This is a genomic window from Flexivirga sp. G2 (genome assembly GCF_055397625.1).
Genome location: NZ_AP039675.1, coordinates 116,327 through 140,703, shown reverse-complemented (window position 1 = coordinate 140,703; position 24,377 = coordinate 116,327). Strand labels below are relative to the sequence as shown.

The window sequence follows — 24,377 nt, the reverse complement described above, 5'->3', positions numbered from 1 at the left end:
GGACTGGCAGTCCCTCGGACCGCCCGTGCCTAGCGCCACGCGGCGAGCCCGCGCACCGTGGCAGGCATGACACTCGCAACGAAGAAACTCGGCCGGACCGGACCCGTCGTCAGCGCCGTCGGCCTGGGCGCCATGGGCATGTCCGGCGCGTATGGCGCATCGGACGACGCGGAGAGCATCCGCACCGTCAACGCCGCCCTGGACGCCGGCATCACCCTCGTCGACACCGGCGACTTCTACGGCTTCGGGCACAACGAGATGCTGCTCGGACGAGCCCTGCAGAGGCGTGACCGTGACGACTACGTGCTCAGCGTCAAGTTCGGCGGGATGCGCGAACCCGGCGGTGGATTCACCGGATTCGACGCTCGACCCGCCGCCGTGGCGAACTCGCTCGGCTACTCACTGACCCGGCTGGGCGTGGATCACCTCGACATCTACCGCCCGGGCCGCCTCGACCCCGCGGTCCCGATCGAGGAGACCGTCGGCGCGATCGCCGAGCAGATCGAGAAGGGCTATGTCCGTCACATCGGCCTCTCCGAGGTCGGCGCCGAGACCATCCGCCGCGCCGCGGCGGTGCACCCGATCAGCGACCTGCAGATCGAGTACTCCCTGCTCAGCCGCGGCATCGAGCGGGACATCCTGGCCACCTGCCGGGAGCTGGGCATCGGCATCACTGCGTACGGCGTGCTCTCCCGCGGGCTGATCGGCTCGGCCAAGGGTCAAACCGGCGCCGACGACGTCCACGCCGCCTGGCCGCGCTTCCAGGGCGACAACCTGGACCACAACCTCGACCTGATCGCCCGGCTCGAGCCGATCGCCGCCCGGCACGGCATCACCGTCGCGCAGCTCGCGATCGCCTGGGTGGCGGCCCGCGGCGACGACATCGTGCCGCTCGTCGGGATGAAGCAGGTCGCACGGGTCCAGCCCGCGGTCGACGCCGTTGCGGCGGAGCTGACCACGCAGGACCTCGACGAGGCCGATCGCGCCATACCCGCCGATGCCGTTGCGGGGAGCCGGTATCCGGCCGCACTGATGTCCAACCTGGACAGCGAGGTCTGACACCGCAGGGGCACCGGCAAAACCGATTGCCGGTGCCCCGCCCACCCGGTTGACTTGGCCCATGACGAACTCCCCGGGGTATGACGGCATGTGGCTTCCGGTCGCGGAAGACCCACGGACACAAGGAAATCCGCAAGGAGAGCTGGCGACATACCGGGAGTATCTGAACAACTACCGGACGACGTTGCGGCTGAAGTGCGACGGTCTCACCCCGGAGCAGCTGGCGACGCAGAGCGTCCCGCCGAGCAACATGAGTCTGCTGGGGCTGGTCCGGCACATGGCGCGGGTCGAGCACAACTGGTTCCGCCGCTTCCTGCAGGGTCAGTGGGACCAGCCGCGGCTCTACCGGACCGAGGATGAGCCGGACCTGGACTTCACCGGCGCCGTGGGCACCCAGGACTGCGTCGACGACGGTTTCGCCAGCTGGGATCGCGTGATCGCCGAGGCCGAACGCTGGTGCGACGCACTGACCGAGGACCAGCTCGGCGATGAGATCCCGTTCGCCGACCGCGACGAAACGGCTAGCATCCGGGACATCCTGGTGCACATGATCGAGGAGTACGCCCGGCACGCGGGTCACGCCGATCTGTTGCGGGAGTGCATCGACGGTCGCACGGGGCAGTAGTCGGCTCAGCCCCGTTGTCGCGCTTCCATGGTGATCGCCAACGCGAACAGCAACGTGCGGTCGATGCCGTCGTCGTGCACGGTCACGCGGTACCAGTCGTCCAGCACCTTGGGCTTCTCGATGCTGAACATCGGCTCACCATCGCGCACGAAGTCGAAGTGGTACTTCATCACGGCGCCCGCGATCTCGCCCGCGGTGCCACCGCCGAGGCTGATCAGTCGCCGCCAGCGAGCCGTCTTCACACTGCGCTCCGATCCGGTGAACCGCCCGAGGGAGGGCTGCTCGAACTCCCACGTCGTCCGGTCCATCGACTTCTTCACCAACACCCCGAATGAGCCGCGCCGCTGCCCTGCAGCGTCGAAGACGTCATATCCGGTGAGGGCTGCAACGAAGCCGGCGCTGCTCTCCCGGACGACCGCGATGCATTCGGTGCGCTCGTCGTCCCGGTAGAGGACGATCTCGTCGGAGACCTTCAGCTGCTTCTCGGCATACCCGAGCATCGCGCCCGGGCGACCGGCGCCGTCGTCGGCGGAGATCACATACTTGCGCTTGATGCCGATCGAGGTCTTGCGGACGTGGTAGATCAACTCGCTCACCACACCAACACTAGGCAGCCGAGGCTGGCAGAGTGGCAGGGTGAGTGACGCACGGGGAACACGGGTCAGCGCCGGATGACGAACACATTCTCCGCTGTTCCCAGGGACGAGCGCCGCTTCGAGGACTATCTGCCAGGCGCTGCCGACAGCTACGGACCGATCGGCGTCGATGGCGACGAAATCTTCGAGTTCGCAACACAATTCGATCCGCAGCCGATCCACGTGGATGAGGCGGCTGCCGAGCGCGGCCCGTTCGGCGGAATCATCGCCAGCGGCTGGCACACGGCAGGACTGATGATGCGGCTGTATGTCGACAACTTCATCTCGCACGACGCGAGCCTCGGCGGACCGGGCGTCGACGAGTTGCGCTGGCCGGCACCCGTCCGACCCAGCGACTGGTTGACGTTGCAGGCCACGGTGCTCGAGGCCCGCCCGAGCCGGAGCAAGCCGGATCGCGGACTCATCCGCACCCGGTGCGAGGTCAGCAACCAGGACGGAGTCGTCGTGATGACCTGCTCCGTGATGAATCTGGTGAAGCGTCGCGAGGCCGCCGGCTAGCTGACGGGCGGAGGGGCGGCGTCGAGGATCTGGGTCCGCTCGATCGCCTCGGTTCGCTTGTCCTCCAAGGCGATTCGCCGCGGATCACGCATGTATGAGTCGAACGCGTCCTGGTCGGCGAGCTCGATGATCTGCACCTCGATCGGATCCTCCGCTGAGCTGCGGGCGACCCGTTCACGCGCGATCAGGACGCCCCGGTGATCCGCGAGGAGCGGCAAGACTGCGTCCTCGTAATCGTGCAACTGTGCCTCCCGTCCGTCGCGCGGCCAGAGCAGGACAACGATGCGTAGCGCCATACCCCGAGTATGTCGGGGAGCGGCCCGCGCGCCGGTGTGCGACGAGTTCTGGGAAAACCGGATCACGCGGCACCCCGGTCCATTACTTTTCAGCCACCGTCACCGATCCGCGTCGTTCCCGGCGCGGATCCCACGTTCACCCGGGGGAAACGCTCATGCCCACTCTGTCTCGCCTGCACCAGGGAGCACTCGCCGGTTCGATCGGCGCAGCCGTCATCGCCATTGCCGTCATCGGTGCCGCGGGGTCGACCGCGACCCCGATCGCGGCATCGCATTCAGCGGGAGGTCCGCGCTGGCTCGGCGGGTCGACCACCTTCTCGACATTGGTCCAGGGCAGCGACTCGAGCACGGCGTCGAGCACGGCGTCGAGCACCGCCTCGAGCAGCGTGACCTCCACTGCCTCCTTCGATCCGGGTTCGCAACCGTCCTCGTCCGAGCAGGCGACGTCCGGCGACTCGCACGACGAGCCCGAGTTCATCGACATCACCGCAACGCCCGGTCCCTGCACGCAGGACGACGTCGCGGCCAGCCGCTGGTCGACCCGCGTCACCGTGACGAACCCGGCCGACGCGGGACCGCTGGACTACCTGGCGCTGGGCGTCAATTTCAACGACGACAGCGAGGACATGAACGACTACCCGCACGCCGGACCGTTGCACCTCGCCGCCGGCGAGACGGGCAGCGTCGTGCTGACCGGCCCGAGCGACTACTTCCCCGACGCGATCGTCGTCGGCGGCGGGATCAGCCCGGACGGCCTCACCGCGCAGGTGATCGGCGAGGTCGACATCCTCGACCAGGCGGACCTGCTGAAGGTCGCCAAGATCTGCGGCAACACGACCCCGACGCCCGACCCGTGGGACGTGGAGACCTCCGCCAACGGCTACCCGGGCGACGGCTCGGACCCGGAGACCAAGACGAAGACGGTGACGGCCACCGTGACCGTCACCCGGACGCAGACCGTCCAGGTCGAGCGGCCGGGGATCGGCGAACCGCCCACCCCGTCGCCGGTCACCACGCGCCTGCCGGTCGCCGGCTGATCGGATCTTCACGGGCGCGAGCACCGCGTGCGGCGCCGCGCGTGGGCCGCCCTCTTGCGAAACGTGCATCCCGGACCCAACCGGAACGACCGCTCGTGCAGTAGACCTCATGACAGCACGCAGCGGCGGGAGGTGGGTTGACGTGGCATCGACACGAGCAGGCGGCGAGCTCACCGCGGCCCTGTCCGCGTGCCGCCCCGTCATGCGCCGCTTCGCCTACGCGCTCGTCGGACCCGACCACGCCGATGACCTGGTCCAGGATGCGTGCGAGCGCGCATGGCGCAAACAGCGGCTCTTCGATCCGGCCCGGGGGAGCGCACAGGCCTGGCTCCTGGCGATCGTCGCGGACCAGGCGCGGCAACGCCGGCGCCGGGCTCGTCCCGGGTGGCACGAGCTGGATCCGGAGGCGCTCGTCGTACCCGAATCCGACTCCGCCGCAGTCGATCTCGCTCACGCCGTCGCCGCGCTGCCTGACAAGCAACGCGCTGCAGTCGTGCTGCACTACTTCGTCGACCTGCCCGTGGCCGACGTCGCCATACTGCTCGACTGCGCACCCGGCACGGTCAAGTCGCAGCTGCACGACGCCCGCGCTGCGCTGGAACACGCCTTGGGAGACTCCTATGCCAACGATTGAGGACCGGCTCCGGGACACCGGGCGCGTATGGCGCGAACACGTCGATGCTGCTGCGTCACAACAGGTTTCACCACCAGCCCGACGACATGTTGTGCCGAAGCGCCGCATTGTCCTCGTGGCCGCGACCGCCGTTCTCGTCGCTGGTGTCGGCATACCTGTCGCCGGTGTCATTGCGCAGCGGTCGACCGACCCCACCAATCGGACCGCCATCGGTATGTCGTGTGCAGGGCCTCAACTGCAGTTGGCCAAGGACAAGACTGCCGAAACCGTAGCTCCCGCAACGACGTCGGTGCGTGCCAGGCAGGCGTTGACCGTCACCGGCCGTTACTACACGGACGATTGCCAGGACACCAATCACGCGCCGACGCCGCATCCCCTGAAGGTGAGCATCTTCCTGCGAGGGCACGGTCGGACCGTGCTGCTACGGACCGTGCAGGCCCAGGGCGACCTCGGCACGTTCCGCACGACCGTCCGCATCCCGACCGACTATCCCGTGGGCACGACGACACTCACGACCCGCACCACCGGGCCCCAGGCCGAGCGTGCCGACGGCAGTCCCGTCGAAGCGGTGCGTCTCACCGTCGTGAAGTAGTCGTCGCCTCGGGCAACGAGTGAGCGCCCCGACGCAGCACGATGTGTCGGGGCGCTCCGTCGGTCACACGCTCAGAGGAACTTGTGCGAGGCCTCGTTGTTCTTCAACCAGCTGGGCAGGTTGCCCCAGGCACCGGGTGCGACGGTGATGGAACGGCCCTGGTAGCCGGTGTTCTCGTAGATGCGAACGCTGTGCGACGACCTGTTCCAGTACGCCGCGGCGTTGTTCTTGATGCACATCCCACGTCCAGCCCCCGGGCTGCGGAAGTCGTAGCAATCGGGCTGGGTGCTGCCGTAGTTGGACACGCTCGCCGTGAAATCCGACCCGGAACCGTGGAGCGTGCCGTCCGAGACGCTGTTGTAGAAGTAGCAGAACTCGCCCGTCTGGCAGTACCCGTCACGGACACTCGCCGACGCAGGGCTCGCGGTGGCGACACCGGCACCACCCAGCGCGGCGACGATGCCCATAGCAGCTGCGGACGTACGAATTGAAACCATTTCCGTTCCCTTCACGAGTGCGGAGATCGGGCCGACCCCCGGCGGTCCCACCAGCGTCGTCGGCTGCGACGCCCGACGATTCCCCCGCGCGAGTGAAGCTGCTCCCTCGCCGGCGTGATCGTCCCCAGGGGTGTCGCGGACCGGCTGCGCACATGGCGAAGGCCAGTGGATCGGGGTCCACTGGCCTTCGCGTCCTCGGGGGTCGAGGTAGGTCGCTCAGAGGAACTTGTGCGACGCCTCGTTGTTCTTCAACCAGCTCGGCAGGTTGCCGAAGCCACCGGGCTTGACCGTGATGTATCGGCCCTTGTAGCCGGTGTTCTCGTAGATCCGGACGCTGTGCTTCGACTTGTTCCAGTACGCCGCGGCATTGTTCTTGATGCACTGGCCGCGCCCAGCTCCCGGGCTGCGGAACTCGTAGCAGCCGGGTTGCTTGCTTCCGTAGTTGGACAGGCTCGCCTTGAAGTCCGAACCCGAGCCGTGGAAGTAGCCACCGGAGATGCTGTTGTAGAAGTAGCAGAACTCGCCGCTCTGGCAGTACCCGTCACGGACGGTCGCCGATGCGGGGCTGGCCGTTGCGAGTCCGGCACCACCCAGCGCGGCGGCAATGCCGATCGCAGCTGCGGACGTACGAAGTGAAACCATGCGGATCTCCCTCTCCCACCAGCCGCCTCGTGCAGCCGGTTGACCATGTCGAACAGCCTTCAGACCACCCGGCCGCTGCATCGGTTCCCATCGATGTCGTCGAATTCTCGACCGCGCTGCGGTGGCAGGGTCAGCCCTCCGGCAAGTCCGCGAACGCCTGCTTCATGTCGCGGTACCAGCCCATCGACTTCTTCGGGTGCAACCAGCGGCCCTTCATCTCCTTGCGCGCCGCGAAATGCGTTGCGTCTCCAGCCTTTTCGGCATCCTTGAGGTGCTGGTCCTGCGCCTTGATCACATCGTCGGCGGTCTCGCCGCGGTGCTCCAGGTCGCACGGTCCACCGAACTGGCGGCAGGTCATCGTCTTCATGAGATCGTCCTTTCAGGTGTCGTGTTCACCTGTATGACGACCGGGGTGCCACAGGTGTGACCGGGGCGCCCGGGGTCGGGCGGGAAGGTCTCTGCTCTCGACATACTCGACACGACCACCGATGGCGACGGTGCCGTCGTCGGCCGGTCGTACGACGATCCGAGAAGCGGCGCCCTGGTGGATCGTGAGGGTGCGATGCGCCGCCCGAAAGGGCCGGGGGCAGACGCGTTTCCCTGGATCGCGCGTCATGCCCCCGGCCGGGCATGCGCACCTCCGAATGTCTGCGCGTGCCCCGTCCATCGAGGTCCGGTTCTCCCGTGCCCAGCGGGGGGACCGGCCTCTGCCCGGCTGGGATACCGATTTCGGTGCCGAACCGAGCGTCTTCCCTCGACGGCAACATCCCTGCCAGGGGGTCGTGCGCGAGGCTCGGGGGGTGTCCGTAGATCTCCTCCGAGCCTCGCGTGCTCGGTGTGACGTCATCGAGCAACCGGTCCGGCTCCTGCGCGAGCGTGCATCGTCCCTCGTCCAAGGACAATCTCCGTTCGGGTTCTACACCGAGGGAGAGCACCGCCGGTGCCTTGCGGTACCGCCGCCGTTACCGGAGGCGATGACTCCATTCAGCCACCACGGGGCGGACGGCTGTAGGGACCTTCGTCCCGAGCCGCGCGATCAGCGCACGATGGTCAGGGAACGCAGATCGCGAATGATCCCATCGACGGTTTCGATGACTGCCCTGATCGACGGGTCGGCCGTCCGCAGCGATCGCCTCTGACTGATGGAGGCCAGTTGCAGAGTGACCGCGAACAGCCGGTGAATGACGTCCTGTTGGGCGTCGGCGACCTGCGCCATCGCTCTCCGGACACCGCGGTCCTCCGCCGCCGCCAGCCGCCGTTCGCGCACACCCGTGCCACTGGTCGAGGCAACCGCGAGCATCTGCATCCCTACCGGTTCGGTCCTCGACGCAGCCTCGCCGTGCTGCCCGTCCTGCGCGTGCACCGGTTGCATCCGCACGTGCGCAAAGGACAACGCCTGCGAATCGCTCCCTCGGAACATCGCGTCGAACGACACCGTCGTGCCCCCCCAACGCCGAGATCGCGTGCGGCAGATACGCGGCGTAGGCATCCTCATCCCCCAACCACTCGGACAGGGTCCGTCCGTGCACCCCACCGGTACTGCCGTCCGGATCTCGGTAACGTTCCGCCGCGAGATTGGCGAACCTACATCGCAGCTGACCGTCCCACACCGTGACCGCTGCAGGAACGCGGCCCAACACCGCGGTCGCATCCAGCAGACCCGCCAGGCCGCCCTGTCCCTCGTCACCAACGCCAGTATCAACCACTGTCGCCTCCTACCTCCACCGCGAAACCCCACACCCCCGGTCCGCGCCGCCGAGGCAGGCTCACACCACAATCCACGGACCGTCAAGGATTCCACTACTCGGTCCGTTGCGCCCTCCCCTTCCGGGACCACATCCGCGGCGCAAGAAGGTCCACCGCCCAAGACACCCCTGGCGCGGTACGGCAGTCACGCACAGACCAGCGAGAACGAGGTCGCGCTTCAGCCGCGGCTGTGCTGATGAGTCGCTGCGACCCTCAGGAGACGCCCACGATGTCCCACCAGTCACGGGCCGCAGGTCCTACCGGGCGGTGCACACCGTCACCAACGGTCACGAGCAGGTCCTCGCGTCGCACGTCCGGCAGCACCCGGTAATGGATGGATCCGGGCACGCTCACCAGCTGCAGAACGCGCCACAGCGATCGGGCGTATGCCACAGCCAGGTCCGCACCGTCCCATTCGTAGATACCCCGATAGGTGCCATGGGCATCGTGGGCTATCCAGAGTTTCGTGCCGAACCCCGGGAAACCGACGAACAGCGGTGTGTTCAACAGGCTCTCCCACTCGAACAACACATGTCCGAGACTGCGCACACCACGCAGCCGGAAACAGACGTCCAGCACACATGGGTGTGCGAGACGGGCTGCCACTGCCGTCTCGCGATAGACCCGACCGCAGGTGCTGTCACCGAAGTGAACGGTCCGCCCGACCCACGCACGCGGCAGGTGTACCTCGCGCCGCGCGAGCATCCTTGCGCTGTGACCGATGCAGCGGCTCACCGCCCAGGCGGCCGTCGTCCAGGACGCTGGACCCTCCTCCATGTCAGCCGCTGGCAGGCACGAAACCGCGGGCGGGCGTGCGCAATGTCCGCTGCTCACGCAGCTGCAGAATGACCCGCGCCAGCTGTTCGGACGCAGCGGCGACCCCACGGTTGGGGACGCCTGCGGCGCGGACCTCGCGGACTGCCCGGCCGAAGCACCTGATGACGGTGCCCGCCGGCAGGAACGGGAACTCGCCCACGAGTCCCTCAACGGCAGTCAGCAATTCGTGCCTGACCCGGATGCCCTCGGGCGTCCGCTCGTCGTGTTCGCTCGGGGTCGGCAACGCTGTTGTGGTTGTGGCGGTCATGGATGTCCCTTGGGCGATCGATCTGATGCGGTTTTCCGTCCACGGTGTGCTGTCTTCGCCCGAAGCGCACGGGACCAAGGTCCCGGTCACCGTTCACCGCACAGGCCGCTGCTGGAAGAACGAGTTACTCAGGCGGGGTCGCGCGGCGGCCTTGGCTTCCGGTATGCATGTCCGGTCGCAGGCTCGGCCAGGTCGGTGGCCTTGGCAACGTCCGGGACACCGGGCGTGTCCAGGACCACCCGGTGACGCGCGTCGAGAAAGACGCCCAGCGGATTGCCGCCGCACCCGTTCTCACCGACGAAGACCCTTCAGCACGTGCAGTCGCGTCATACCCATTTCCGGAACGCCGACAGCCATGCCACCTGACCTGCTGATCACACCGCGTTGTTCGGCGTGTCCCGAAGAGCCCGCAAGCCGTCGCGGATTGCAGCCTGCGCAGCCACATCGGCAGCGTTGTATTCGAGACACCATCGACGTGCGGCATCGACCTCGGGGCCATGCCCACGAGCATGCTCGATCTTGTCCATCGAAGAGAAGCCGCCGGCATCGTCGACGCCCCACGCGAATCCGAATATCGGCGCAACGTCCTTGATGGAGAAGGACTTTCGTGCCACGAACTCGGTGCTCGCCCAGGCGAGCAGATCGAAAGTCCGGCCCGCCAGCAACGACGCGAGCCTCGGAAAGCATTGCGTGCGAGAGATTTCGACCGGTGACCAGTGGAAGATCAGCAGTGAGCGCCCGCTTCGCTCGGCATCGGTGATGAGCTCCTCGAACCGGTCGGCCGCCCGATCCGCGAGCGCCGCCACTCCGCCTTCGTCCAACGACTCGAACGAGACGACGGGTTCGTAGCGCGCAGTGGTGTCGTCGGCGTCGTGCCGGACGCGCAGGCCGTATTGGTAGATCCGGCCCGCCCGGTCCCACTCGATGTCGAAGTCGACCTCGACGTCCGCCATCGGGACCTCCGGCCAAGCGCCGGTGATCGGCTCTATGTCGACACCGCGCAAGGTCAGGTCCGCCTTGGTGACGGCGGCACGCAGCGCCTTCTCGGCCGCGGCGGCGCCCGACCGGCTGGCAGCGTTTCGAACGAAGCCGTCCAAGAAGTCGGCGTCGAACTTGAGCGTCGCCAGATCGGTCAACGTGGTCACCCCGTGCGATGCGAGGTACTGCCACTCGCGTGTCCGCAGCCGGCCGTGCCGCAGCGCGAACCCGGCGTCATCGGGGCCGACGGACTTCTCGCACTGCTCGGCCCACACGCAGGTGAAGCATTCGTCGGTGCCGATCGGTCGCACCAGCTCACGCCCGTCGCGCGCGGCCTTGGCGACCTCGACCCGGAAGTCGAACTCGTGGTCGTAACGCTCCAGCGGCGAGCGCATCTTGCGGCCGGACTCCGACGACGGGGAGAAGGTTCGCTCTCCGGGCTCGGTCAGGTCGTACCAGGTGATTCCGCACCCGTGAGTCGTCAGTCCCTCATAGGAGTCAGTGCCGAGGATTCCGCCATACAGCCACTCATCTCCGGGGTGGAAGCCGAGGTCCTGCAGCATCCGCGTGTAGTGGGACAGCTGCATGACGTCGTCGCGTCGGTGGCTTCCGCGGTTGCACACGCCGCTGGTCGACTCCCATCGCATCGGTGCGTCGATCGAGGAGAAGGTCAGCTCGTTGGTCTTGGACGCCTTGAGGGTGTGATGGTGCTTGATATCGACGGGCAGGTATGCCGCCCCGGCGCCGACACGCACCAGCAGATCGGGAGCGCCCCGGCGTGCCGCGACGTCCGGTAGCCGGCCACCGACGATCACCGGAGCACGCCGACGCATCGCAATCACGGTCGCGTCGATCGAGGCATCCCACGACTGGTCGGCGTCGATGAAGGCGCCGTCGTCGAGGACGTCCCGCAGCACGCTGACGACTTCGTCCTGGAAGGCGCGTCCCTCGTCGAACAGGATCTGCAGCTGTGCCGGCACCGGCAACTCGACCGCGACCGAGCCGGGCGCGTGCTCGTTGTGCACCACCCGCGGGCACTGCTTGGCCGGGTAGCCGCCCAGGAGGACTTCACTCATCCTGCTGCTCTCCCTGTCGCCTCGGCCGGTGGGTTCGTTCCGATTGAACCCCTCATCACCGACACGTGCGCGACACGCATTCAACGGATGTGGGATCGGTGCATGTCATAGCTGGTCCTGAAGAGGTTGAGAAGTTCCGTCGGGACGATCGAAGAAGTTCTCCTGGAAAGGCTCTTCCTCATGCTTCCTGTTCTTCGTCGGGCACGCCGCATCAGCCGCGCCGTACTCGGTCTGGGCGCCGCGGCGGCACTGGCACTGACCGCGCACCTCGCGGTGGACGGCACCGCGAGCGCGGGGACGTCGCACGTGTCGCCGGCCACGACGTCGACGACGCCGTCGACAGGTTCGTCGAGCTCGGGTTCGTCGAGTTCGAGTTCGGGCTCGTCGAGTTCCTCGCATTCATCGGGCAATTCGACGTTCAGTCGGGTTCCGTCGGTCAGTACGCCGTCCGCAACGCAATCGACCCACGCGAACACCCGATCGTCATGACCACGGCGACCTCCTTCCGGGCGATCGGCGTCGAGTGCCGCATCGTCGCGACGCGCGCCGCCGAATTGCCGGCGGCTCGTGCACTGGCGGAGGCACGCCTGCGCGAACTCGACGTCGCCGCCTCCCGCTTCCGCACCGACTCGGAGGTGTCACAGCTGATGCGAGCGCCCGCCACGAACACGACCGGGGTAGTCACCGCCTCGGTCAGCGCGCTGCTGCGATCGTTGATCGAGGACGCCCTGTGGGCCGCCGCGGCGACCGACGGTCTGGTCGACCCGACCCTGGGTCGGGCGATGGTGGCCAACGGGTATGACGCCGATCTCGCCGACGTTCTGGCACGGCCCGGTCGGAGTCGATCGGCAGCGGAGACGACGCCGGCTCCGCCGAGCACCCTGCACTCGTTGACCGTCGACGCGGCTGCGAGCACCGTCACCTTCGCCGCAGGGACGCTCCTCGATCTGGGGGCGACCGCGAAGGCGACGATGGCGGACCGACTGGCGCGCGAGATCGCACGCCGCGGACGCGGAGGCTTCCTGGTCGACCTGGGCGGCGACATCGCCGTCGCCGGCCCGTCGCCCACGGGCGGTTGGGTGGTCTCGGCCGAGACACCGACCGGCGACGACCGGGTCGTCATCACGACGCAAGGTCTCGCCACCTCCGGCATCGATCGACGTCGCTGGTATGCCGACGGCATCGCCCGCCACCATCTGCTCGACCCGTCCACCGGTCGACCGGTGGAACACACCTGGCGTCGGGTGACCTGTGTGGCCGCTTCCGCACTCGAGGCGAATGCGGCGACGACCGCGGCGTGCGTGCTCGGTGCTGCCGCGCCGGACTGGCTCGCGGCTCGCGGCATACCGGCGTTGCTGGTGCCGGAGCAGGGTGAGCCGCTGCGCACCCCGGCATGGCCGTCCCGTTCGATGGGCGCGGCGTCATGAGCGCGCTGTGGTACCTGTCCCGGGCGACCGGGGTGCTCAGCATGGTGCTGATGACCGCGGTCATGGTCCTGGGCCTGGTCCTGTCGGGGGTGCGGCACGGCGTCGCGGACCGTACCGCCATCACGCAGGCCCTGCACCGCAGCCTGGCGCTCGGCATGCTGACCTTCCTCGTCGTGCACATCGCGACCGCCATCATCGACACCTACGTGCACATCAACGTGCTCGCCGTGGTGCTGCCGTTCACCTCGTCGTACAGCCGACTGAGCGTGGGGCTGGGCACGCTCGGCTTCGACGTGCTGGTCGCGATCGTGGTGACGTCTCTCGCGCGGCGCCGGATCAGCGAGCGGGTATGGCGACTGGTGCACCGGGCCAGCTTCGTGATGTGGCCGCTGACGCTCTGGCACGGCATCGCGATGAGCACCGGCAACGAGCCGCTGTTGCGGTACACCACCATCGGCTGCGGCGTCGTCGGCGCGGCCACCGTCCTGTGGCGGCTGGCCGGTTCGCACCACGACAGCGGGCGCCGCCGCGAGGTTCTACGGCAGGAGTGGACATGAACCTGATCGACCTCCTCGACGAAGCCGGGCTCACCGGTCGCGGCGGCGCGGTCTTCCCGACCGGCACGAAACTGCGCGCGGCATACGAGCAGCGCGCCGACCTGATCGTCAATGCCTGCGACGGCGAGATCGGCACCCGCAAGGACGCCCTGGTCGTCGCGGAACACCTGGCCGAGGTGGAGTACGGCGCCGGACTGATCAGCCACACGGTGCACTGGGCGGTCCACCGCGGCACCGACACCGAGGACCGGCTGCTCAGCGCCGGCCTGCGGATCCTGTCGGTGCCCGCACGGTATGTCGCATCCGAGGAATCCGCCCTCGTCCATCACCTGCACGGCGGTCGGGCCAGGCCCGTCACGCGACAGGTGCCGGTCGTGTTCGGCGGCCGGGGACCGAGCGGTCGGCGACTGCGCCCCACCCTGGTCCTCAACGCCGAGACCGTATGGCGGATCGGGCAGATCGAGCGCTACGGCCCCGACTGGTTCCGCAGTCACGGGACGGCCGCCGAGCCCGGGCCACGGCTGGTAACGATCGGCGGAAGCGTCGATCGGCCGGGCGTCTACGACACCGCCGCAGGCGTGCCGCTGCGCGACCTGCTGCACGCGGCCGGCGCCACCGATGTCGCCGCCGCGGGACTGTCCGGGCTCAGCGGCGGTTGGCTGACCGACCGCCAGGCCTGGGACGCGACGTGGTCCGACGAGGGGCTCGCGCCATACCGGCTGCGGACCGGGACGGGCGCCATACAGGTGCTGGACCGGGCGACCTGCCCGCTGGAGCATGTGGCCCGGATCGCCGGCTTCGCCGCGGGCGAATCGGCGGGCCAGTGCGGGCCGTGCATGTTCGGTGTCCCCGCCGTCGCCGACCAGTTCGGCCGGCTCAGCCGCGGCGAGTTGCGACCCGACGAGCTGCCGCTGTTGCACCAGCGGCTCGACCTCCTGCCGGGCCGCGGCGCCTGCCGATTCCCCGACGGGGTCAGCAGTTTCGTCGCGTCGGCGCTGCGCGCCTTCGGCCCCGACGTCGAAGCGCACCTGGGCGGACGGTGCATCGCGGCACGGGAGCGGTCCGGTGTCGCGCGCTGAGCAGCGGGCGGCGGCCCGCCGGCAGGAGGTCGTCGTGGATCGGATCGCGTGCACCGCACACGGTGTGTGCTCCGTCCTGTCCGGCGGCACAATCGCAGTGGACGAGTTCGGCTATCCGATCCCGTCCCGGATGACCCTGAGTGCCGAGGAGGCACGGCAGATCGTGCAGGGCTGTCCGGCCCGGGCCCTTCTGGTGACCCGGAAGCCCTGACCTCAGCCGGCCGTGCCGGCCGGGAGCGTGACGGTCACGGTCGTGTCCCCGGGTGAGCCGGCGATGTCGAGTGTGCCGCCGTGCGAGCGGGCGACCGCGTGCACGATGGCCAGGCCGAGCCCGGTGCTGTCCGTGCTGTCCTGCCGGTGCCGACCACGCGCGAAGCGCGCGTGAGCATGGTCGATCAGGTCCGGCGGAAATCCGGGCCCGTCGTCGTGGACGCGCAACCGGACCCGCCCGGCGGACTGGTCGAGGTCCACCCGCGCGTGAGTGCCCGCGGGCGTGTGCAGTCGCACGTTGGTCGTGAGGTTGCTGACCAGTCGACGCAGCTGCTCCTCGTCCCCGTGCACGATCACCGGATCCGCCGGCACCCCCATCGACCAGTGGTGGTCGGGCGCGGTGATCCGGGCGTCGTCCACCACTTCCAGCACGAGCCGGGTGAGGTCGACGTCGTCGTGCTGCTCGGGCCCGGACTTGTCGAGCCGCGCCAACAGCAGCAGGTCATTGACGATGCTCGCCATCCGACCGGTTTCGTCGCTGATGCGGCGCAGCGACTGGTGCACGTGCTCGGGGAGTTCGGTCGAGGCCATGTATTCGCGCAGCAGCTCCGCGTGGCTGCGCGCGACGGTCAGCGGGGTGCGCAGTTCGTGACTCGCGTCGGCGGCGAAGTCCCGCAACCGTTGCTCGCTCTCGTCGCGTTGCTGCAGGGCCAGATCGACGTGGCCGAGCATGGCGTTCATCGCTCGGCCGACCTGCGCGACCTCGGTGGGTTCGACCAGTTCCTCGGCACGTACCGGGATGTGGCTCTGCTCGGACTCCAGCGGCAACTCGGTCACCCGCCGCGCGACCGTGGCCAGATGCTGCAGCGGCCGCATCGACCGGCGCACGGCCAGCGCGCCGGCGCCCGCCACCACCGCGACCATGAGGGCGAGCACCGCCACCTCGAGACCGATCAGCTCCCGGATGGTGTGGTCGACTCGCTGTTGCGGCACACCGGTGACCAGCTGTGCGCCACCCCGGCTGGGTGAGGTGAGGAATCGGTAATCACCCAGTGACGGCAGGTCCACCGTCGTCGGGGAGTTCGAGCCGGCGATGCGCTGGACCGCGGCACGATCGGCCGTCGTGGGTCGGTGGTCTCCGTCCAGGTCGGCCGCGACCACCAGGTCGGTGACCTTTCCGCCGGTCAGCTGACCGGTGATCGTGCCCGGGGGCAGTCCCGCGTTGTCGTTGGCCCGATTGTCGTCGGTTTGGTTGTCCCTGTCGTGATCGTCACCGGGAGGTCCCTTCAGGACGAGGTTGCGCGCCGCCGCTTGGTGCAACTGGTCGTCCAGCTGGCCCATCAGGAAGGACCGGATGCCGATCGTGCCCGCCACGCCGGCGATGGTGCCGCCGAGCAGTACGAGCCCCGCGAGCAGCAGCGCCATACGCGAGGTGAGGCTTCTCGGGACGAGTCTCATGACAGTGGCGGCCGCAGGACGTAACCGGCGCCGCGGACCGTGTGGATCAACGGTTCCATGCCCTCCGCGTCGACCTTCTTGCGCAGGTAGCTGACGTACAACTCGACGACGTGCACCGTGCCGCCGAAGTCGGCCCCCCAGACCTTGCGCAGCAGCTCCTCCTTGGACAGCACCCTGCGCTGATGCCGCGCGAAGTACCGCAGCAGCGCGAACTCGGTGGCCGTGAGGTTCAGCAGGTGTCCGGCCCGTCGGGCCTCGTGCGCGTCGATGTCCACGACCAGATCGGCGACGCGTAGTTGGGTGCCCTGTCGTTGCCGCAGCAGGCCCGCTCGACGCATCAGGCCGAGCGAACGCGCCAGCACCTCGGACAGGTCGAACGGCTTGGTGATGTAGTCGTCGCCGCCGATCTCGATCCCGTGCACCCGGTCCTGCGGGGTGTCGCGGGCGGTCAGGAACAGCACCGCGATCTGCGGATTGCGGGCCCGCAGCACTTCGAGCAGATCGAATCCGCTCCCGTCCGGGAGCATGACGTCCAGCACCACCAGGTCGGGTGCCAGCACGCGGACCTTCTCGGTCGCCTCGGCGACGGTGGCGGCGCTCTGCGCGTCCCAGCCGCGGAAGCCGTATGCCGCAACGAGCGCCTCGGAGATGCCGGTCTCGTCCTCGACCACCAGCACCCGCAACGGGCGACCGTCCGGGGCCGCCGGCGGGAAATCGTCGCCGACCATGTCGTCACACTATCGGCCGGCGAACCACGGATCACCGTCACGAACGTGACGTCACCGAAAGATCAGGGCGCTGAGAAGGAAATGAGAAGAAGCACCGGAAGGGTCGGTGTCCGGCGAACCCGCCGTTCGTACACGGAACCGATCGAAAGCGACCACGATGACCCACACCAGTGCCCCCGCCCGGACCGACCGCACCCGATCGACCACCCGCCGCGACCACCGGATCCTGTCCGTCCTCCTCGGCGTCGCCGCACTGCTGGTCCTGCTGCAGGGCGTCTGGGCCGGCCTGTTCCTCGGCAACGGCGGCGACGGCGCCACCGCTGACGGGTGGATGGAGGTGCACGCCCGCGGCGCGGACCTGACGATCGTGCTCATGCTCGGCGCAACCGTCTGGGCGTTCCTGCGGCTGCGCAGCAAGCGCGAATTGTGGCTCGGTGCAGGCACCTTGACGGTGCTGCTCGTGCTGGAGGCCTACCTGGGCGGACTCATCCGCGACGACAGCAAGGACTCGCTCACCGCCGTCCACGTGCCGTTGGCCATGGCGATGATGGCCCTGCTGGTCTGGCTGCCGTTGCGTGCCCGTGCACTGAAGGATCAGGACTGACCTTCCGGCGCCGTAGGACTTTGTGCCCTGCCACGCGGCAGCATCGCGCACGAGGCTGGTCCTGACGGAGAGACCAGGAGGTTCGTCATGATGCGTTGGCCGGTCGGGATCGATGCCTTCGACGAGTGGATGGCCATGGGTGGCGCGGCAATCGGGCTCGCCCTGCTGAGCGCCACGATCGTGCTGATCCGGGTGAACTACCGGGATCGCCATACCGAGCCGATGGCGGACGCGGAACGCGAGTTGCGGTTGCGACTCGCCCGCGGAGAGATCTCCGTGGAGGAGTTCCTCAGGGACCAGGCGGCGCTGGGGCACCGCCCTTCGACGAAGGAGCAGGTGCAATGACGACTGCTGAGCACGACACCCGAGTCATCGTGGTGGGCGTCGACGGTTCGAAGGGTTCGCTGAGCGCACTGCGCTGGGCGATCGCGGAGGCTCGCCTGCGCGACAGCGCGATCGAGGCCGTCACCGTATGGCGGCCGGGCGGGACCGACACCGCGGAAGCTGCTGCGGACCTGCAGTCCCGGATCATTCGCGAGGCGATCGCCGGAGTGACTCCCGAACCGGTGATCGCCGCCGAGGTCGAGACGGGTTCCGCCGAGGAGGTGCTCGTGACCCGGTCCGAGCACGCGAGCCTGCTGGTGATCGGCAGCCACGGTGTCGGTTCGATGCGGCACGCCGTACTCGGCTCGACCAGCGAATACTGCTCGCGTATGGCGGTCTGTCCGGTCGTCGTGCTCCCGACGGACGCGGCCCCGGTGCCGCGACCGGACCTGGTCGAGGAGTACCGGCAGGACCCGGCACCTCTCGACGGCACAGCGCAGGCGACATCATGACCCGGCGGATCGTCGTCATCGGCGCCGGAACTGCCGGCACGATGCTCGTTCACCAGTTGCGCAGGAGGCTGGCTCCGGACGAGTGGTCGATCACCGTCATCGATCGTGACGATCAACACCTGTATCAGCCGGGCCTGTTGTTCCTCCCGTTCAACACCGATGACGCTGCCGATCTGACCCGGTCACGGCATACGTTCATCCCGGACGGCGTCGACTTCGAGGTGGGAAACGTCGACATCGTCGAACCCGGGACCTCCAGCATTCGCCTGTCCGACGGGCGGGCTCTCTCCTACGACCTGCTGGTGGTCGCCTCCGGCTCGCGGATCCGCCCGGACCTGACGCCGGGGATGCTCGGGCCGGAGTGGCGACGGAGCATCTTCGATTTCTACACCGCCGACGGCGCGCGGGCGCTGCACACGGCGCTGACCGAACTCGAACACGGTCGGCTTGTCGTGCACCTGACCGACCTGCCGATCAAGTGCCCGGTCGCGCCGCTGGAGTTCACCTTCCTGGTCGACGCGTGGTTGCGCGCCCACTGGCGGCGAAGCCAGGTGGACATCACCTACGTCACGCCACTGTCCGAGGCCTTCACCAAGCCGAGCGTCGCGGCCGCGCTGGGCGACCTGCTTGCGGAGCGTGACATCACCCTGGAGACCGACTTCGTCGTCGAACGGATCGACCCGGTCGCCAAGACACTGGTGTCGTACGACGAGAGGACCGTTCCCTTCGACCTGCTGGTGACCATCCCACTCGTCACGGGCGCGGAGTTCGTCACCCGCTCGGGACTGGGGGACGAACTGGCATTCGTCCCCGTCGACAAGCACACCCTGCAGTCCCAGGAGTACCCGAACATCTTCGCTCTCGGCGATGCGGCGGATCTGCCGACCTCGAAGGCCGGCTCGGCCGCGCACTACCAGATCCCGAGCGTGGTCACGAACATCGTCGCCTTCGCCGAAGGGCAGCCCGTCACCGCGTCGTACGACGGTCACGTGAACTGCTTCATCGAGTCCGGTGAGGGAAAGGCACTCCTCATCGACTTCGACTACGAGCGTGACCCCGCTACCGGCGGATTTCCGTTCCGCGGCCTCGGGCCGCTGAGCCTCTTGACCGAAACCCGGCGGAATCACCTGGGAAAGCTGGCATTCCGCCCCTTCTACTGGAACGTCCTGATGCGCGGACACGCCACCTCCGGTCACCGGACGCACAACCTCACGACGCATCGCCCCGGCACCGTCGGTGCTGCCGCCAGGAACTCGTAGAGGAGCGACCCATGCCGACCACCGCCTTGCACGAACGCACCGTGCACGTGGACGACGAAGGATTCATGACCGAGTACGACGAATGGGACGACGAGGTTGCCGCCGAGCTCGCACAGCGCATCGGCATCACCCTGACGGAGGCGCACTGGAAGCCATTGCGGTTCCTCCGACGGGACTTCGCGGATCGCGGCGAAACACCGACGTTGCGCCGCGTCAGCACCGCCGGCGGGGTGCCCATCAAGGATCTCTTCGCACTGTTCCCGCAGAAGCCCGCCAAGAAGATGGCGTATGTCGCGGGACTACCCAAACCCCGCGGCTGTGTGTAGCCGACGACCGAATCCACCGGGAGGATCCATGAGCCAGCCGACCGTCGACGACGAGCCGAGGACACCGTTCGACGACCTGTCGCCGGACAGAACCCTGGCCATCATCTGCTCCAAGGGCAGTCTGGACATGGCCTATCCGGGGCTGATCCTCGCCAACGCAGCCCTCGGCGAAGGCGTCCGAGCCCATCTGTTCTTCACCTTCTGGGGCCTGGACATGATCCACCGTGACACCTGCGCGCACCTGAAGTTCACCCCGGTGGGCAACACCGCGGCGCATCTGCCGCAGGGTATCGGCGGGCTGCCCGGTATGACGCACCTGGCAACCTCACGGATGCGCAAGGCGATCGCCGAACTCGATGTGCCCGACGTGCCCGAGATGCTGGAGCAGATCGTGGCGGCGGGCGGGCACCTGTGGGCGTGCCGGATGTCGACCGACATGAACAACTTGCGCCGGGAAGACCTGATCGACGATGTCGAAGGCATCATCAGCGCGAGCGACTTCATCGACAAGACGGCGGGTGCGCAACTGCTCTTCATCTGATCGGCAGCCCCTGCCACCACGACGTCCGGCGGGGCGATCCGACGCCGCCGCTCGATCCGCGAAACGGCGGCGTGAACGCCGTGCCTCAACGCACCACCACGACGGGACAGTGGGCGTGCCGCACGCAGTACGCGCTCACCGAGCCCAGCACCGCCTCCGCCACAGCTCCGTGTCCCTGGCTACCGACGACGAGCACCGCTGCAAACTCTGCTTCGTCCACCAACACCTTGCCCGGCCGGCCCTCCCACACCGCGACGTCGACCTTGCCGTGTGCCCGTGCGAGGTCTGCTTTCGCCTTCTCGACGACGACCCGGGCATCGTTGCCAGGGCTGAACTCGGGCCAGCGGACCGGGGCGCCATACATGGCCGGCCACTGCCAGGCGATGACCAGCAGAAGATCTGCCCCGGTGAGATCCGCGAAGTCCGCGGCCCACCGCACCGCTTTCGCGGACTCCGGTGACCCGTCGACCCCGACGACGACCCGCTTGCTGTCATTCATTTCCGGCTCCTCTCGTGGCGTTGCGTACCACTGCGATCCTCACCGGGCAACGGGAAGGCGCCCAGGGACGAACGTCCTCTTCACCGGAAGCCGACCCGCCACCCGGCATCGGTCAGCAGCCGTTCAGCCGTCGTCGGGCAGGCTGCTGGACTGCTCCTCCTCCTGTGCGTTGTGCAGGCGCAGCACGGCATACAACCCGTAGAGGATGCGGCGCAGCTCGACCAGGTCCGCCGGAGTGGGACTACGTACCTCGGTCAGCAGGGTGCGCAACTGCGCGACGAGGACCTCGATCTCGGCGTGTCCGCGACGCAGAGCCGAGGTGCTCTGGCGACCGAGGACACGACCGAGGAGTGGCAGGAGGTCCTGCTCGTCGGACCGTTCGTGCGCCAGCACGTCGCGTTCGAGAAGGTGCAGCAGCTCGCGGCTCGGGCCGAGGTCGATCGGCTCGCTCGCCAGTGCGTCCGCCACCGTCCTGACCCGTTCGACGACCGGCAGGACGTCGTCGTGCTCGCGCTGCAGTCGCTCGACGGTTGCGCGGTCCGGCGGCGTGAGTCGCACCCGACGACGGGCCGGGACCACGGCACGCAGCGCGATGCCGATCGCCAGCACGTCGATGCCCTCCTGGCCCAACGCACCCGCAGCCGGCGGGATCTGGCCGATGGCGGCGAAGCCCATGGCCACCAGCGACAGCCCCATGCCGACGACGACCGCTTGCAGGGCGATCCGCTTCGACCGCCGCGCGATCTGGATCGCGTCCGCGAGCACGTCCACCCGATCGGCGGTCAGCACGATGTCGGACGCCTCGGACGACGCGGTCGCACCACGCGCCGCCAGTGCGACACCGACGTGCGCGGCCGCCAGTGCGGGTGCGTCGTTGATGCCGTCCCCGACCATCACCGTCGCCCGATGGGAGGACTCCCGTCTGACGGTGTCCAGCTTCGCCGCGGGATCACACTCGGCGAATATCTCGTCGACGCCGACCTCACGGCCGACCCGGTGTGCAGTGCTGCTCCGGTCACCGGTCAGCAGCACCACCCGGTCGATGCCGGCGTCACGCAACGCACCGATCATGCGCGGAGCGTCGCGGCGTACTCGATCGGCGAACAACAATGCCGCCGCCGGCTGTCCGTCGACCGCGACGAACACCGTCATACAGTCTTCCAGCGTTGCCCGGCGCTGCGCTCGGGTCACCCACTCCGGCGTCGAAGTGCCCAGGATCCAGGACGCCTTGCCGACCCGCACCCGGCGGCCGGCGACGCCCCCCTGGATTCCGTAGCCACGGACCTCCTCCACGGTCTCCGGCAGACGCAGTGTCAGACCCTGGTCGTGGGCTGCCTTCGTGATCGGGTCCGCGAGCACGTGCGCGGACACCTGGTCGAGCGACGCCGCCAGGGCCAGCACCGTTCGCGCGTCCCGCGGTCCGGGCGCGAGGAGGACGTCGCGCAGCACCGGCCGGCCGAGCGTGAGCGTTCCTGTCTTGTCGAAGATCATCACCTCTCCCTCGGCCAGCTGTTCGAGAGCGCCGGCGCCCTTGACCACGACGCCCCGGCGGGCCGCCCTGGAGATCCCCGACAGGAACGCGATCGGTGCGGCCAACAGCAGCGGGCAGGGAGTCGCCACCACCAGCACGGCGACGGCACGCACCGAACCGCCGCCGAGCCATGCCGCGCCGGCCAGTAGGACGGTGAGCGGGACGAAGGCCATGGCGAACCGGTCAGCGACGCGCACGAAGGGCGCCGACGAGTTCTTCGCCTCCTCCACCAAACGCACCAACGCCGCGTAGGTCGACTCGGCTGCGGTCGTGGTGGCCACCATCTCCAGCGGCCCGCCCCCGTTGACCACCCCGCTGCGGATGCTCTGTCCGGCCGTGGCGGCCACCGGCAGCGACTCGCCCGTGAGTGCGGACTCGTCGAGCACAGCCGTCGACGCCAGCCGACCGTCGACCGGGACGACCTCACCGGTGCCCACCAGGAGTTCGTCCCCGACCCGCACATCCTCGATCGGGCAGGTCACGACCGCTCCTGCCTCCCGCCGTCGCGCCGTCCGCGGCGCACGCTGCACCAGCAGACCGAGGTCCCGGGCGGCCCGAGTCGACGCCTTCTGCTCCAGCAGAGCGCCCGTCGCCAGCATCATCGCGATCATCGCGCCCGCGAACCACTCCCGGACCAGCACCGCACCGAGCAGAGCGAGGATCGCGATGACGTCGACAGTGAACTCGCGGCGCCGGAGGGCGGCGACGGCCTTGGTCAGGGCGAAAGCCAGACCGAGCACGGTCGCAGCCGCCCAGAGCATCCCGGCCAGTAGGTCGGCATCGGCCAACGAGGCGGCGGCACCTCCTGCGAGCAGCACCGAACACGCGAGCAGCAGCGGCAGTTCGCCGCGCGATCCTGCGCTCGTACTGACCCGCCCGGGTGACGTGCCGCGGTCCATACCTTTCAGGTTGTGTCGGGCACGGTGCCGGCAAACGGGTCCAAGGTCCCGAGGCCGCTCATCCACCGGCCCGATGGGACCGGTTGCGACGGACGAATTCGTCGAAGGTGATCTCTCCGGTCACCCGCTTCACGATGTCCCGCACCTCGGCGTGCGAGGGCGGGCCGTTCCCGTCGGGTATGTCGAGCATCGCGTCGACTTGGCGACGAACCAGCGGGTCCAGGCCGTCGACCAAGCCGTCGACCAGGTCGGCGACCTGGCGGGGCCACCCGTCTTCCGTGGTGCTCATCCGCTCCCCCTGACTCCAACCCGGTATGCGTTGCCTGCGACGACGTCGTGATGACGCGAGCGAGGCCCGGGGGTCTTTCCGAAGAATGTCCTCCGAGCCTCGCGGGTCCGACTGACGTTGCCGGGCGACCGGTTCGGTCCGTCACGGTGCGTCCGGGTCTCTCGTCGGGAGACACGCTTCGGCGGGATGTGACTCCCGCGAAGAACACCATGGGTGCCGTTCCGGTACCGCTGCCGTTGCCGGTGCGATGAATCCATTACCCCACGGGACGGTCGCTCTCGACAGGGACCTTCGTCCTGTCCTTTGATGATTCGCCCCCGGGGTTGCCGAGGTCGGACCCTCGCCGCACGCGCAGTCCTGCATGGTCGAGTCCGGGGTCGGTGACCCGACACCGCCGCGAGGGACGTTCGCCCCTGCCCCTCGGCACCGACACGCACCAGCATCGTCACCATCAGGTCGCGGCCGAACCGGGCCGCATCCACCACGACCGGCCGATACGAGGACGAAGGCGTGAATCATGGAGAAACAGAGCGCGAAAGCGGCACCGCCGGCATGGGGCGGTTTCTACTTCCTGGCGATGATCGGTGCCTGGGTCTGGTTCTGGCAGCAGCACGACGGCTTCTGGTGGCACGTCCTGGCCGTGTTGAAGGGCGTCGTCTGGCCGGCGTTCCTGACCTACGAATTGTTCGAAGAGCTGCGCTGACCGCACGTGTG

Annotated in this window: 31 protein-coding genes; 17 read left to right on the top strand and 14 right to left on the bottom strand. The window is 68.5% G+C overall.

Translation table 11 applies throughout. The features are described 5' to 3' along the window. Positions 1-66 precede the first annotated feature (66 nt). A complete protein-coding gene (locus ACZ50J_RS00705; RefSeq protein ID WP_464299367.1) occupies positions 67-1,059 on the top strand; it encodes an aldo/keto reductase in 993 nt (330 codons plus the stop codon). Between the two features lie 61 nt (positions 1,060-1,120). Continuing rightward, positions 1,121-1,684, top strand: coding sequence for a DinB family protein (locus ACZ50J_RS00700; protein WP_464299366.1), 564 nt, complete (start codon positions 1,121-1,123; stop codon positions 1,682-1,684). Positions 1,685-1,689: 5 nt separating this feature from the next. Here the strand turns inward: ACZ50J_RS00700 and ACZ50J_RS00695 are convergent, their stop codons facing one another. Then, positions 1,690-2,280: an LURP-one-related family protein gene (locus tag ACZ50J_RS00695; protein WP_464299365.1), complete on the bottom strand. Its 591-nt coding sequence runs from the start codon at positions 2,278-2,280 to the stop codon at positions 1,690-1,692. A gap of 75 nt (positions 2,281-2,355) precedes the next feature. Here ACZ50J_RS00695 and ACZ50J_RS00690 point away from each other — a divergent pair, with 75 nt between their 5' ends. Continuing rightward, positions 2,356-2,838, top strand: coding sequence for a MaoC family dehydratase (locus ACZ50J_RS00690; protein WP_464299364.1), 483 nt, complete (start codon positions 2,356-2,358; stop codon positions 2,836-2,838). Here ACZ50J_RS00690 and ACZ50J_RS00685 read toward each other — a convergent pair. Beyond that, a complete protein-coding gene (locus ACZ50J_RS00685; protein ID WP_464299363.1) occupies positions 2,835-3,134 on the bottom strand; it encodes a hypothetical protein in 300 nt (99 codons plus the stop codon). The two genes, ACZ50J_RS00690 and ACZ50J_RS00685, sit on opposite strands and share 4 nt — an antisense overlap. 155 nt (positions 3,135-3,289) lie before the next feature. Between ACZ50J_RS00685 and ACZ50J_RS00680 the strand changes: the two genes are divergently transcribed. From ACZ50J_RS00680 to ACZ50J_RS00670, 3 genes are all read left to right on the top strand, one after another. Beyond that, on the top strand, positions 3,290-4,171 hold the full coding sequence (locus tag ACZ50J_RS00680; RefSeq protein WP_464299362.1) for a hypothetical protein: 882 nt from the start codon (positions 3,290-3,292) through the stop codon (positions 4,169-4,171). Between the two features lie 142 nt (positions 4,172-4,313). Next, a complete protein-coding gene (locus ACZ50J_RS00675) occupies positions 4,314-4,805 on the top strand; it encodes an RNA polymerase sigma factor (protein ID WP_464299361.1) in 492 nt (163 codons plus the stop codon). Further along, a complete protein-coding gene (locus ACZ50J_RS00670) occupies positions 4,792-5,397 on the top strand; it encodes a hypothetical protein (protein ID WP_464299360.1) in 606 nt (201 codons plus the stop codon). The genes ACZ50J_RS00675 and ACZ50J_RS00670 overlap by 14 nt, the downstream gene beginning before the upstream one ends. A 71-nt stretch (positions 5,398-5,468) precedes the next feature. On the opposite strand, the gene ACZ50J_RS00665 is transcribed toward ACZ50J_RS00670, so the two are convergent. From ACZ50J_RS00665 to ACZ50J_RS00635, 7 genes are all read right to left on the bottom strand, one after another. Beyond that, positions 5,469-5,894, bottom strand: coding sequence for a peptidase inhibitor family I36 protein (locus ACZ50J_RS00665; RefSeq protein ID WP_464299359.1), 426 nt, complete (start codon positions 5,892-5,894; stop codon positions 5,469-5,471). Positions 5,895-6,110: 216 nt separating this feature from the next. Beyond that, positions 6,111-6,536: a peptidase inhibitor family I36 protein gene (locus ACZ50J_RS00660; protein WP_464299358.1), complete on the bottom strand. Its 426-nt coding sequence runs from the start codon at positions 6,534-6,536 to the stop codon at positions 6,111-6,113. Between the two features lie 130 nt (positions 6,537-6,666). Next, on the bottom strand, positions 6,667-6,903 hold the full coding sequence (locus tag ACZ50J_RS00655; protein WP_464299357.1) for a DUF1059 domain-containing protein: 237 nt from the start codon (positions 6,901-6,903) through the stop codon (positions 6,667-6,669). 669 nt (positions 6,904-7,572) lie between these two features. After that, entirely contained in the window at positions 7,573-7,914 is a 342-nt protein-coding gene (locus ACZ50J_RS00650) for a hypothetical protein (RefSeq protein WP_464299356.1), read from the bottom strand. Between the two features lie 581 nt (positions 7,915-8,495). Then, positions 8,496-9,059 (bottom strand): hypothetical protein, encoded by a 564-nt coding sequence (locus ACZ50J_RS00645; protein WP_464299355.1) that lies wholly within the window; start codon positions 9,057-9,059, stop codon positions 8,496-8,498. Position 9,060: 1 nt separating this feature from the next. Beyond that, the gene (locus ACZ50J_RS00640) at positions 9,061-9,366 is read right to left on the bottom strand and encodes a hypothetical protein (RefSeq protein ID WP_464299354.1); all 306 of its coding nucleotides are present in this window, start codon (positions 9,364-9,366) and stop codon (positions 9,061-9,063) included. Positions 9,367-9,740: 374 nt separating this feature from the next. Further along, positions 9,741-11,420: a ribonuclease H-like domain-containing protein gene (locus tag ACZ50J_RS00635; protein WP_464299353.1), complete on the bottom strand. Its 1,680-nt coding sequence runs from the start codon at positions 11,418-11,420 to the stop codon at positions 9,741-9,743. Between the two features lie 485 nt (positions 11,421-11,905). Between ACZ50J_RS00635 and ACZ50J_RS00630 the strand changes: the two genes are divergently transcribed. Genes ACZ50J_RS00630 through ACZ50J_RS00615 form a run of 4 tightly spaced genes read left to right on the top strand, consistent with a single transcriptional unit; the run spans position 11,906 to position 14,694 of the window. Then, the gene (locus ACZ50J_RS00630) at positions 11,906-12,847 is read left to right on the top strand and encodes an FAD:protein FMN transferase (RefSeq protein ID WP_464299352.1); all 942 of its coding nucleotides are present in this window, start codon (positions 11,906-11,908) and stop codon (positions 12,845-12,847) included. Continuing rightward, complete coding sequence (locus ACZ50J_RS00625) at positions 12,844-13,404, top strand: ferric reductase-like transmembrane domain-containing protein (RefSeq protein WP_464299351.1); 561 nt, start codon at positions 12,844-12,846, stop codon at positions 13,402-13,404. The genes ACZ50J_RS00630 and ACZ50J_RS00625 overlap by 4 nt, the downstream gene beginning before the upstream one ends. Then, positions 13,401-14,483, top strand: coding sequence for an NADH-ubiquinone oxidoreductase-F iron-sulfur binding region domain-containing protein (locus ACZ50J_RS00620; protein WP_464299350.1), 1,083 nt, complete (start codon positions 13,401-13,403; stop codon positions 14,481-14,483). Before ACZ50J_RS00625 ends, ACZ50J_RS00620 begins: the two co-directional genes overlap by 4 nt. Further along, the gene (locus ACZ50J_RS00615) at positions 14,470-14,694 is read left to right on the top strand and encodes a ferredoxin (RefSeq protein ID WP_464299349.1); all 225 of its coding nucleotides are present in this window, start codon (positions 14,470-14,472) and stop codon (positions 14,692-14,694) included. Before ACZ50J_RS00620 ends, ACZ50J_RS00615 begins: the two co-directional genes overlap by 14 nt. A 2-nt stretch (positions 14,695-14,696) precedes the next feature. Here ACZ50J_RS00615 and ACZ50J_RS00610 read toward each other — a convergent pair whose 3' ends face one another. Both ACZ50J_RS00610 and ACZ50J_RS00605 read right to left on the bottom strand, forming a co-directional pair. Next, positions 14,697-16,118 (bottom strand): sensor histidine kinase, encoded by a 1,422-nt coding sequence (locus ACZ50J_RS00610; RefSeq protein WP_464299348.1) that lies wholly within the window; start codon positions 16,116-16,118, stop codon positions 14,697-14,699. Between the two features lie 29 nt (positions 16,119-16,147). Continuing rightward, positions 16,148-16,879: a response regulator transcription factor gene (locus tag ACZ50J_RS00605; protein ID WP_464299347.1), complete on the bottom strand. Its 732-nt coding sequence runs from the start codon at positions 16,877-16,879 to the stop codon at positions 16,148-16,150. A gap of 157 nt (positions 16,880-17,036) precedes the next feature. Between ACZ50J_RS00605 and ACZ50J_RS00600 the strand changes: the two genes are divergently transcribed. From ACZ50J_RS00600 to ACZ50J_RS00575, 6 genes are all read left to right on the top strand, one after another. Beyond that, complete coding sequence (locus ACZ50J_RS00600) at positions 17,037-17,483, top strand: hypothetical protein (RefSeq protein WP_464299346.1); 447 nt, start codon at positions 17,037-17,039, stop codon at positions 17,481-17,483. An 87-nt stretch (positions 17,484-17,570) separates the two neighbouring features. Beyond that, positions 17,571-17,828: an SHOCT domain-containing protein gene (locus ACZ50J_RS00595; RefSeq protein ID WP_464299345.1), complete on the top strand. Its 258-nt coding sequence runs from the start codon at positions 17,571-17,573 to the stop codon at positions 17,826-17,828. Then, on the top strand, positions 17,825-18,319 hold the full coding sequence (locus ACZ50J_RS00590; RefSeq protein WP_464299344.1) for a universal stress protein: 495 nt from the start codon (positions 17,825-17,827) through the stop codon (positions 18,317-18,319). Before ACZ50J_RS00595 ends, ACZ50J_RS00590 begins: the two co-directional genes overlap by 4 nt. Continuing rightward, on the top strand, positions 18,316-19,578 hold the full coding sequence (gene sqr, locus ACZ50J_RS00585; RefSeq protein WP_464299343.1) for a type III sulfide quinone reductase, selenoprotein subtype: 1,263 nt from the start codon (positions 18,316-18,318) through the stop codon (positions 19,576-19,578). Before ACZ50J_RS00590 ends, sqr begins: the two co-directional genes overlap by 4 nt. A gap of 11 nt (positions 19,579-19,589) precedes the next feature. Then, positions 19,590-19,904: a TusE/DsrC/DsvC family sulfur relay protein gene (locus ACZ50J_RS00580; protein WP_464299342.1), complete on the top strand. Its 315-nt coding sequence runs from the start codon at positions 19,590-19,592 to the stop codon at positions 19,902-19,904. 28 nt (positions 19,905-19,932) lie between these two features. Next, the gene (locus ACZ50J_RS00575; RefSeq protein WP_464299341.1) at positions 19,933-20,445 is read left to right on the top strand and encodes a DsrE/DsrF/DrsH-like family protein; all 513 of its coding nucleotides are present in this window, start codon (positions 19,933-19,935) and stop codon (positions 20,443-20,445) included. Positions 20,446-20,530: 85 nt separating this feature from the next. Here ACZ50J_RS00575 and ACZ50J_RS00570 read toward each other — a convergent pair whose 3' ends face one another. The 3 genes from ACZ50J_RS00570 to ACZ50J_RS00560 form a co-directional block, all read right to left on the bottom strand. Then, positions 20,531-20,944 (bottom strand): universal stress protein, encoded by a 414-nt coding sequence (locus tag ACZ50J_RS00570; protein ID WP_464299340.1) that lies wholly within the window; start codon positions 20,942-20,944, stop codon positions 20,531-20,533. A gap of 123 nt (positions 20,945-21,067) precedes the next feature. Next, positions 21,068-23,374, bottom strand: coding sequence for a heavy metal translocating P-type ATPase (locus ACZ50J_RS00565; RefSeq protein WP_464299339.1), 2,307 nt, complete (start codon positions 23,372-23,374; stop codon positions 21,068-21,070). 58 nt (positions 23,375-23,432) lie between these two features. Continuing rightward, positions 23,433-23,663 (bottom strand): hypothetical protein, encoded by a 231-nt coding sequence (locus tag ACZ50J_RS00560; RefSeq protein WP_464299338.1) that lies wholly within the window; start codon positions 23,661-23,663, stop codon positions 23,433-23,435. A 517-nt stretch (positions 23,664-24,180) separates the two neighbouring features. Between ACZ50J_RS00560 and ACZ50J_RS00555 the strand changes: the two genes are divergently transcribed. Beyond that, the gene (locus tag ACZ50J_RS00555) at positions 24,181-24,366 is read left to right on the top strand and encodes a hypothetical protein (RefSeq protein WP_464299337.1); all 186 of its coding nucleotides are present in this window, start codon (positions 24,181-24,183) and stop codon (positions 24,364-24,366) included. The last annotated feature ends 11 nt before the right edge of the window (positions 24,367-24,377 follow it).

Excerpts from the sequence above, each read along its gene's own strand:
- ACZ50J_RS00705 (WP_464299367.1), top strand. The coding sequence starts at position 67 with ATGACACTCGCAACGAAGAAACTCGGCCGGACCGGACCCGTCGTCAGC.
- ACZ50J_RS00700 (WP_464299366.1), top strand. The coding sequence starts at position 1,121 with ATGACGAACTCCCCGGGGTATGACGGCATGTGGCTTCCGGTCGCGGAA.
- ACZ50J_RS00690 (WP_464299364.1), top strand. The coding sequence starts at position 2,356 with ATGACGAACACATTCTCCGCTGTTCCCAGGGACGAGCGCCGCTTCGAG.
- ACZ50J_RS00685 (WP_464299363.1), bottom strand. The coding sequence starts at position 3,134 with ATGGCGCTACGCATCGTTGTCCTGCTCTGGCCGCGCGACGGACGGGAG.
- ACZ50J_RS00680 (WP_464299362.1), top strand. The coding sequence starts at position 3,290 with ATGCCCACTCTGTCTCGCCTGCACCAGGGAGCACTCGCCGGTTCGATC.
- ACZ50J_RS00670 (WP_464299360.1), top strand. The coding sequence starts at position 4,792 with ATGCCAACGATTGAGGACCGGCTCCGGGACACCGGGCGCGTATGGCGC.
- ACZ50J_RS00665 (WP_464299359.1), bottom strand. The coding sequence starts at position 5,894 with ATGGTTTCAATTCGTACGTCCGCAGCTGCTATGGGCATCGTCGCCGCG.
- ACZ50J_RS00660 (WP_464299358.1), bottom strand. The coding sequence starts at position 6,536 with ATGGTTTCACTTCGTACGTCCGCAGCTGCGATCGGCATTGCCGCCGCG.
- ACZ50J_RS00655 (WP_464299357.1), bottom strand. The coding sequence starts at position 6,903 with ATGAAGACGATGACCTGCCGCCAGTTCGGTGGACCGTGCGACCTGGAG.
- ACZ50J_RS00645 (WP_464299355.1), bottom strand. The coding sequence starts at position 9,059 with ATGGAGGAGGGTCCAGCGTCCTGGACGACGGCCGCCTGGGCGGTGAGC.
- ACZ50J_RS00640 (WP_464299354.1), bottom strand. The coding sequence starts at position 9,366 with ATGACCGCCACAACCACAACAGCGTTGCCGACCCCGAGCGAACACGAC.
- ACZ50J_RS00635 (WP_464299353.1), bottom strand. The coding sequence starts at position 11,420 with ATGAGTGAAGTCCTCCTGGGCGGCTACCCGGCCAAGCAGTGCCCGCGG.
- ACZ50J_RS00630 (WP_464299352.1), top strand. The coding sequence starts at position 11,906 with ATGACCACGGCGACCTCCTTCCGGGCGATCGGCGTCGAGTGCCGCATC.
- ACZ50J_RS00625 (WP_464299351.1), top strand. The coding sequence starts at position 12,844 with ATGAGCGCGCTGTGGTACCTGTCCCGGGCGACCGGGGTGCTCAGCATG.
- ACZ50J_RS00620 (WP_464299350.1), top strand. The coding sequence starts at position 13,401 with ATGAACCTGATCGACCTCCTCGACGAAGCCGGGCTCACCGGTCGCGGC.
- ACZ50J_RS00610 (WP_464299348.1), bottom strand. The coding sequence starts at position 16,118 with ATGGCGCTGCTGCTCGCGGGGCTCGTACTGCTCGGCGGCACCATCGCC.
- ACZ50J_RS00605 (WP_464299347.1), bottom strand. The coding sequence starts at position 16,879 with ATGGTCGGCGACGATTTCCCGCCGGCGGCCCCGGACGGTCGCCCGTTG.
- ACZ50J_RS00600 (WP_464299346.1), top strand. The coding sequence starts at position 17,037 with ATGACCCACACCAGTGCCCCCGCCCGGACCGACCGCACCCGATCGACC.
- ACZ50J_RS00595 (WP_464299345.1), top strand. The coding sequence starts at position 17,571 with ATGATGCGTTGGCCGGTCGGGATCGATGCCTTCGACGAGTGGATGGCC.
- ACZ50J_RS00590 (WP_464299344.1), top strand. The coding sequence starts at position 17,825 with ATGACGACTGCTGAGCACGACACCCGAGTCATCGTGGTGGGCGTCGAC.
- sqr (WP_464299343.1), top strand. The coding sequence starts at position 18,316 with ATGACCCGGCGGATCGTCGTCATCGGCGCCGGAACTGCCGGCACGATG.
- ACZ50J_RS00580 (WP_464299342.1), top strand. The coding sequence starts at position 19,590 with ATGCCGACCACCGCCTTGCACGAACGCACCGTGCACGTGGACGACGAA.
- ACZ50J_RS00575 (WP_464299341.1), top strand. The coding sequence starts at position 19,933 with ATGAGCCAGCCGACCGTCGACGACGAGCCGAGGACACCGTTCGACGAC.
- ACZ50J_RS00570 (WP_464299340.1), bottom strand. The coding sequence starts at position 20,944 with ATGAATGACAGCAAGCGGGTCGTCGTCGGGGTCGACGGGTCACCGGAG.
- ACZ50J_RS00565 (WP_464299339.1), bottom strand. The coding sequence starts at position 23,374 with ATGGACCGCGGCACGTCACCCGGGCGGGTCAGTACGAGCGCAGGATCG.
- ACZ50J_RS00560 (WP_464299338.1), bottom strand. The coding sequence starts at position 23,663 with ATGAGCACCACGGAAGACGGGTGGCCCCGCCAGGTCGCCGACCTGGTC.
- ACZ50J_RS00555 (WP_464299337.1), top strand. The coding sequence starts at position 24,181 with ATGGAGAAACAGAGCGCGAAAGCGGCACCGCCGGCATGGGGCGGTTTC.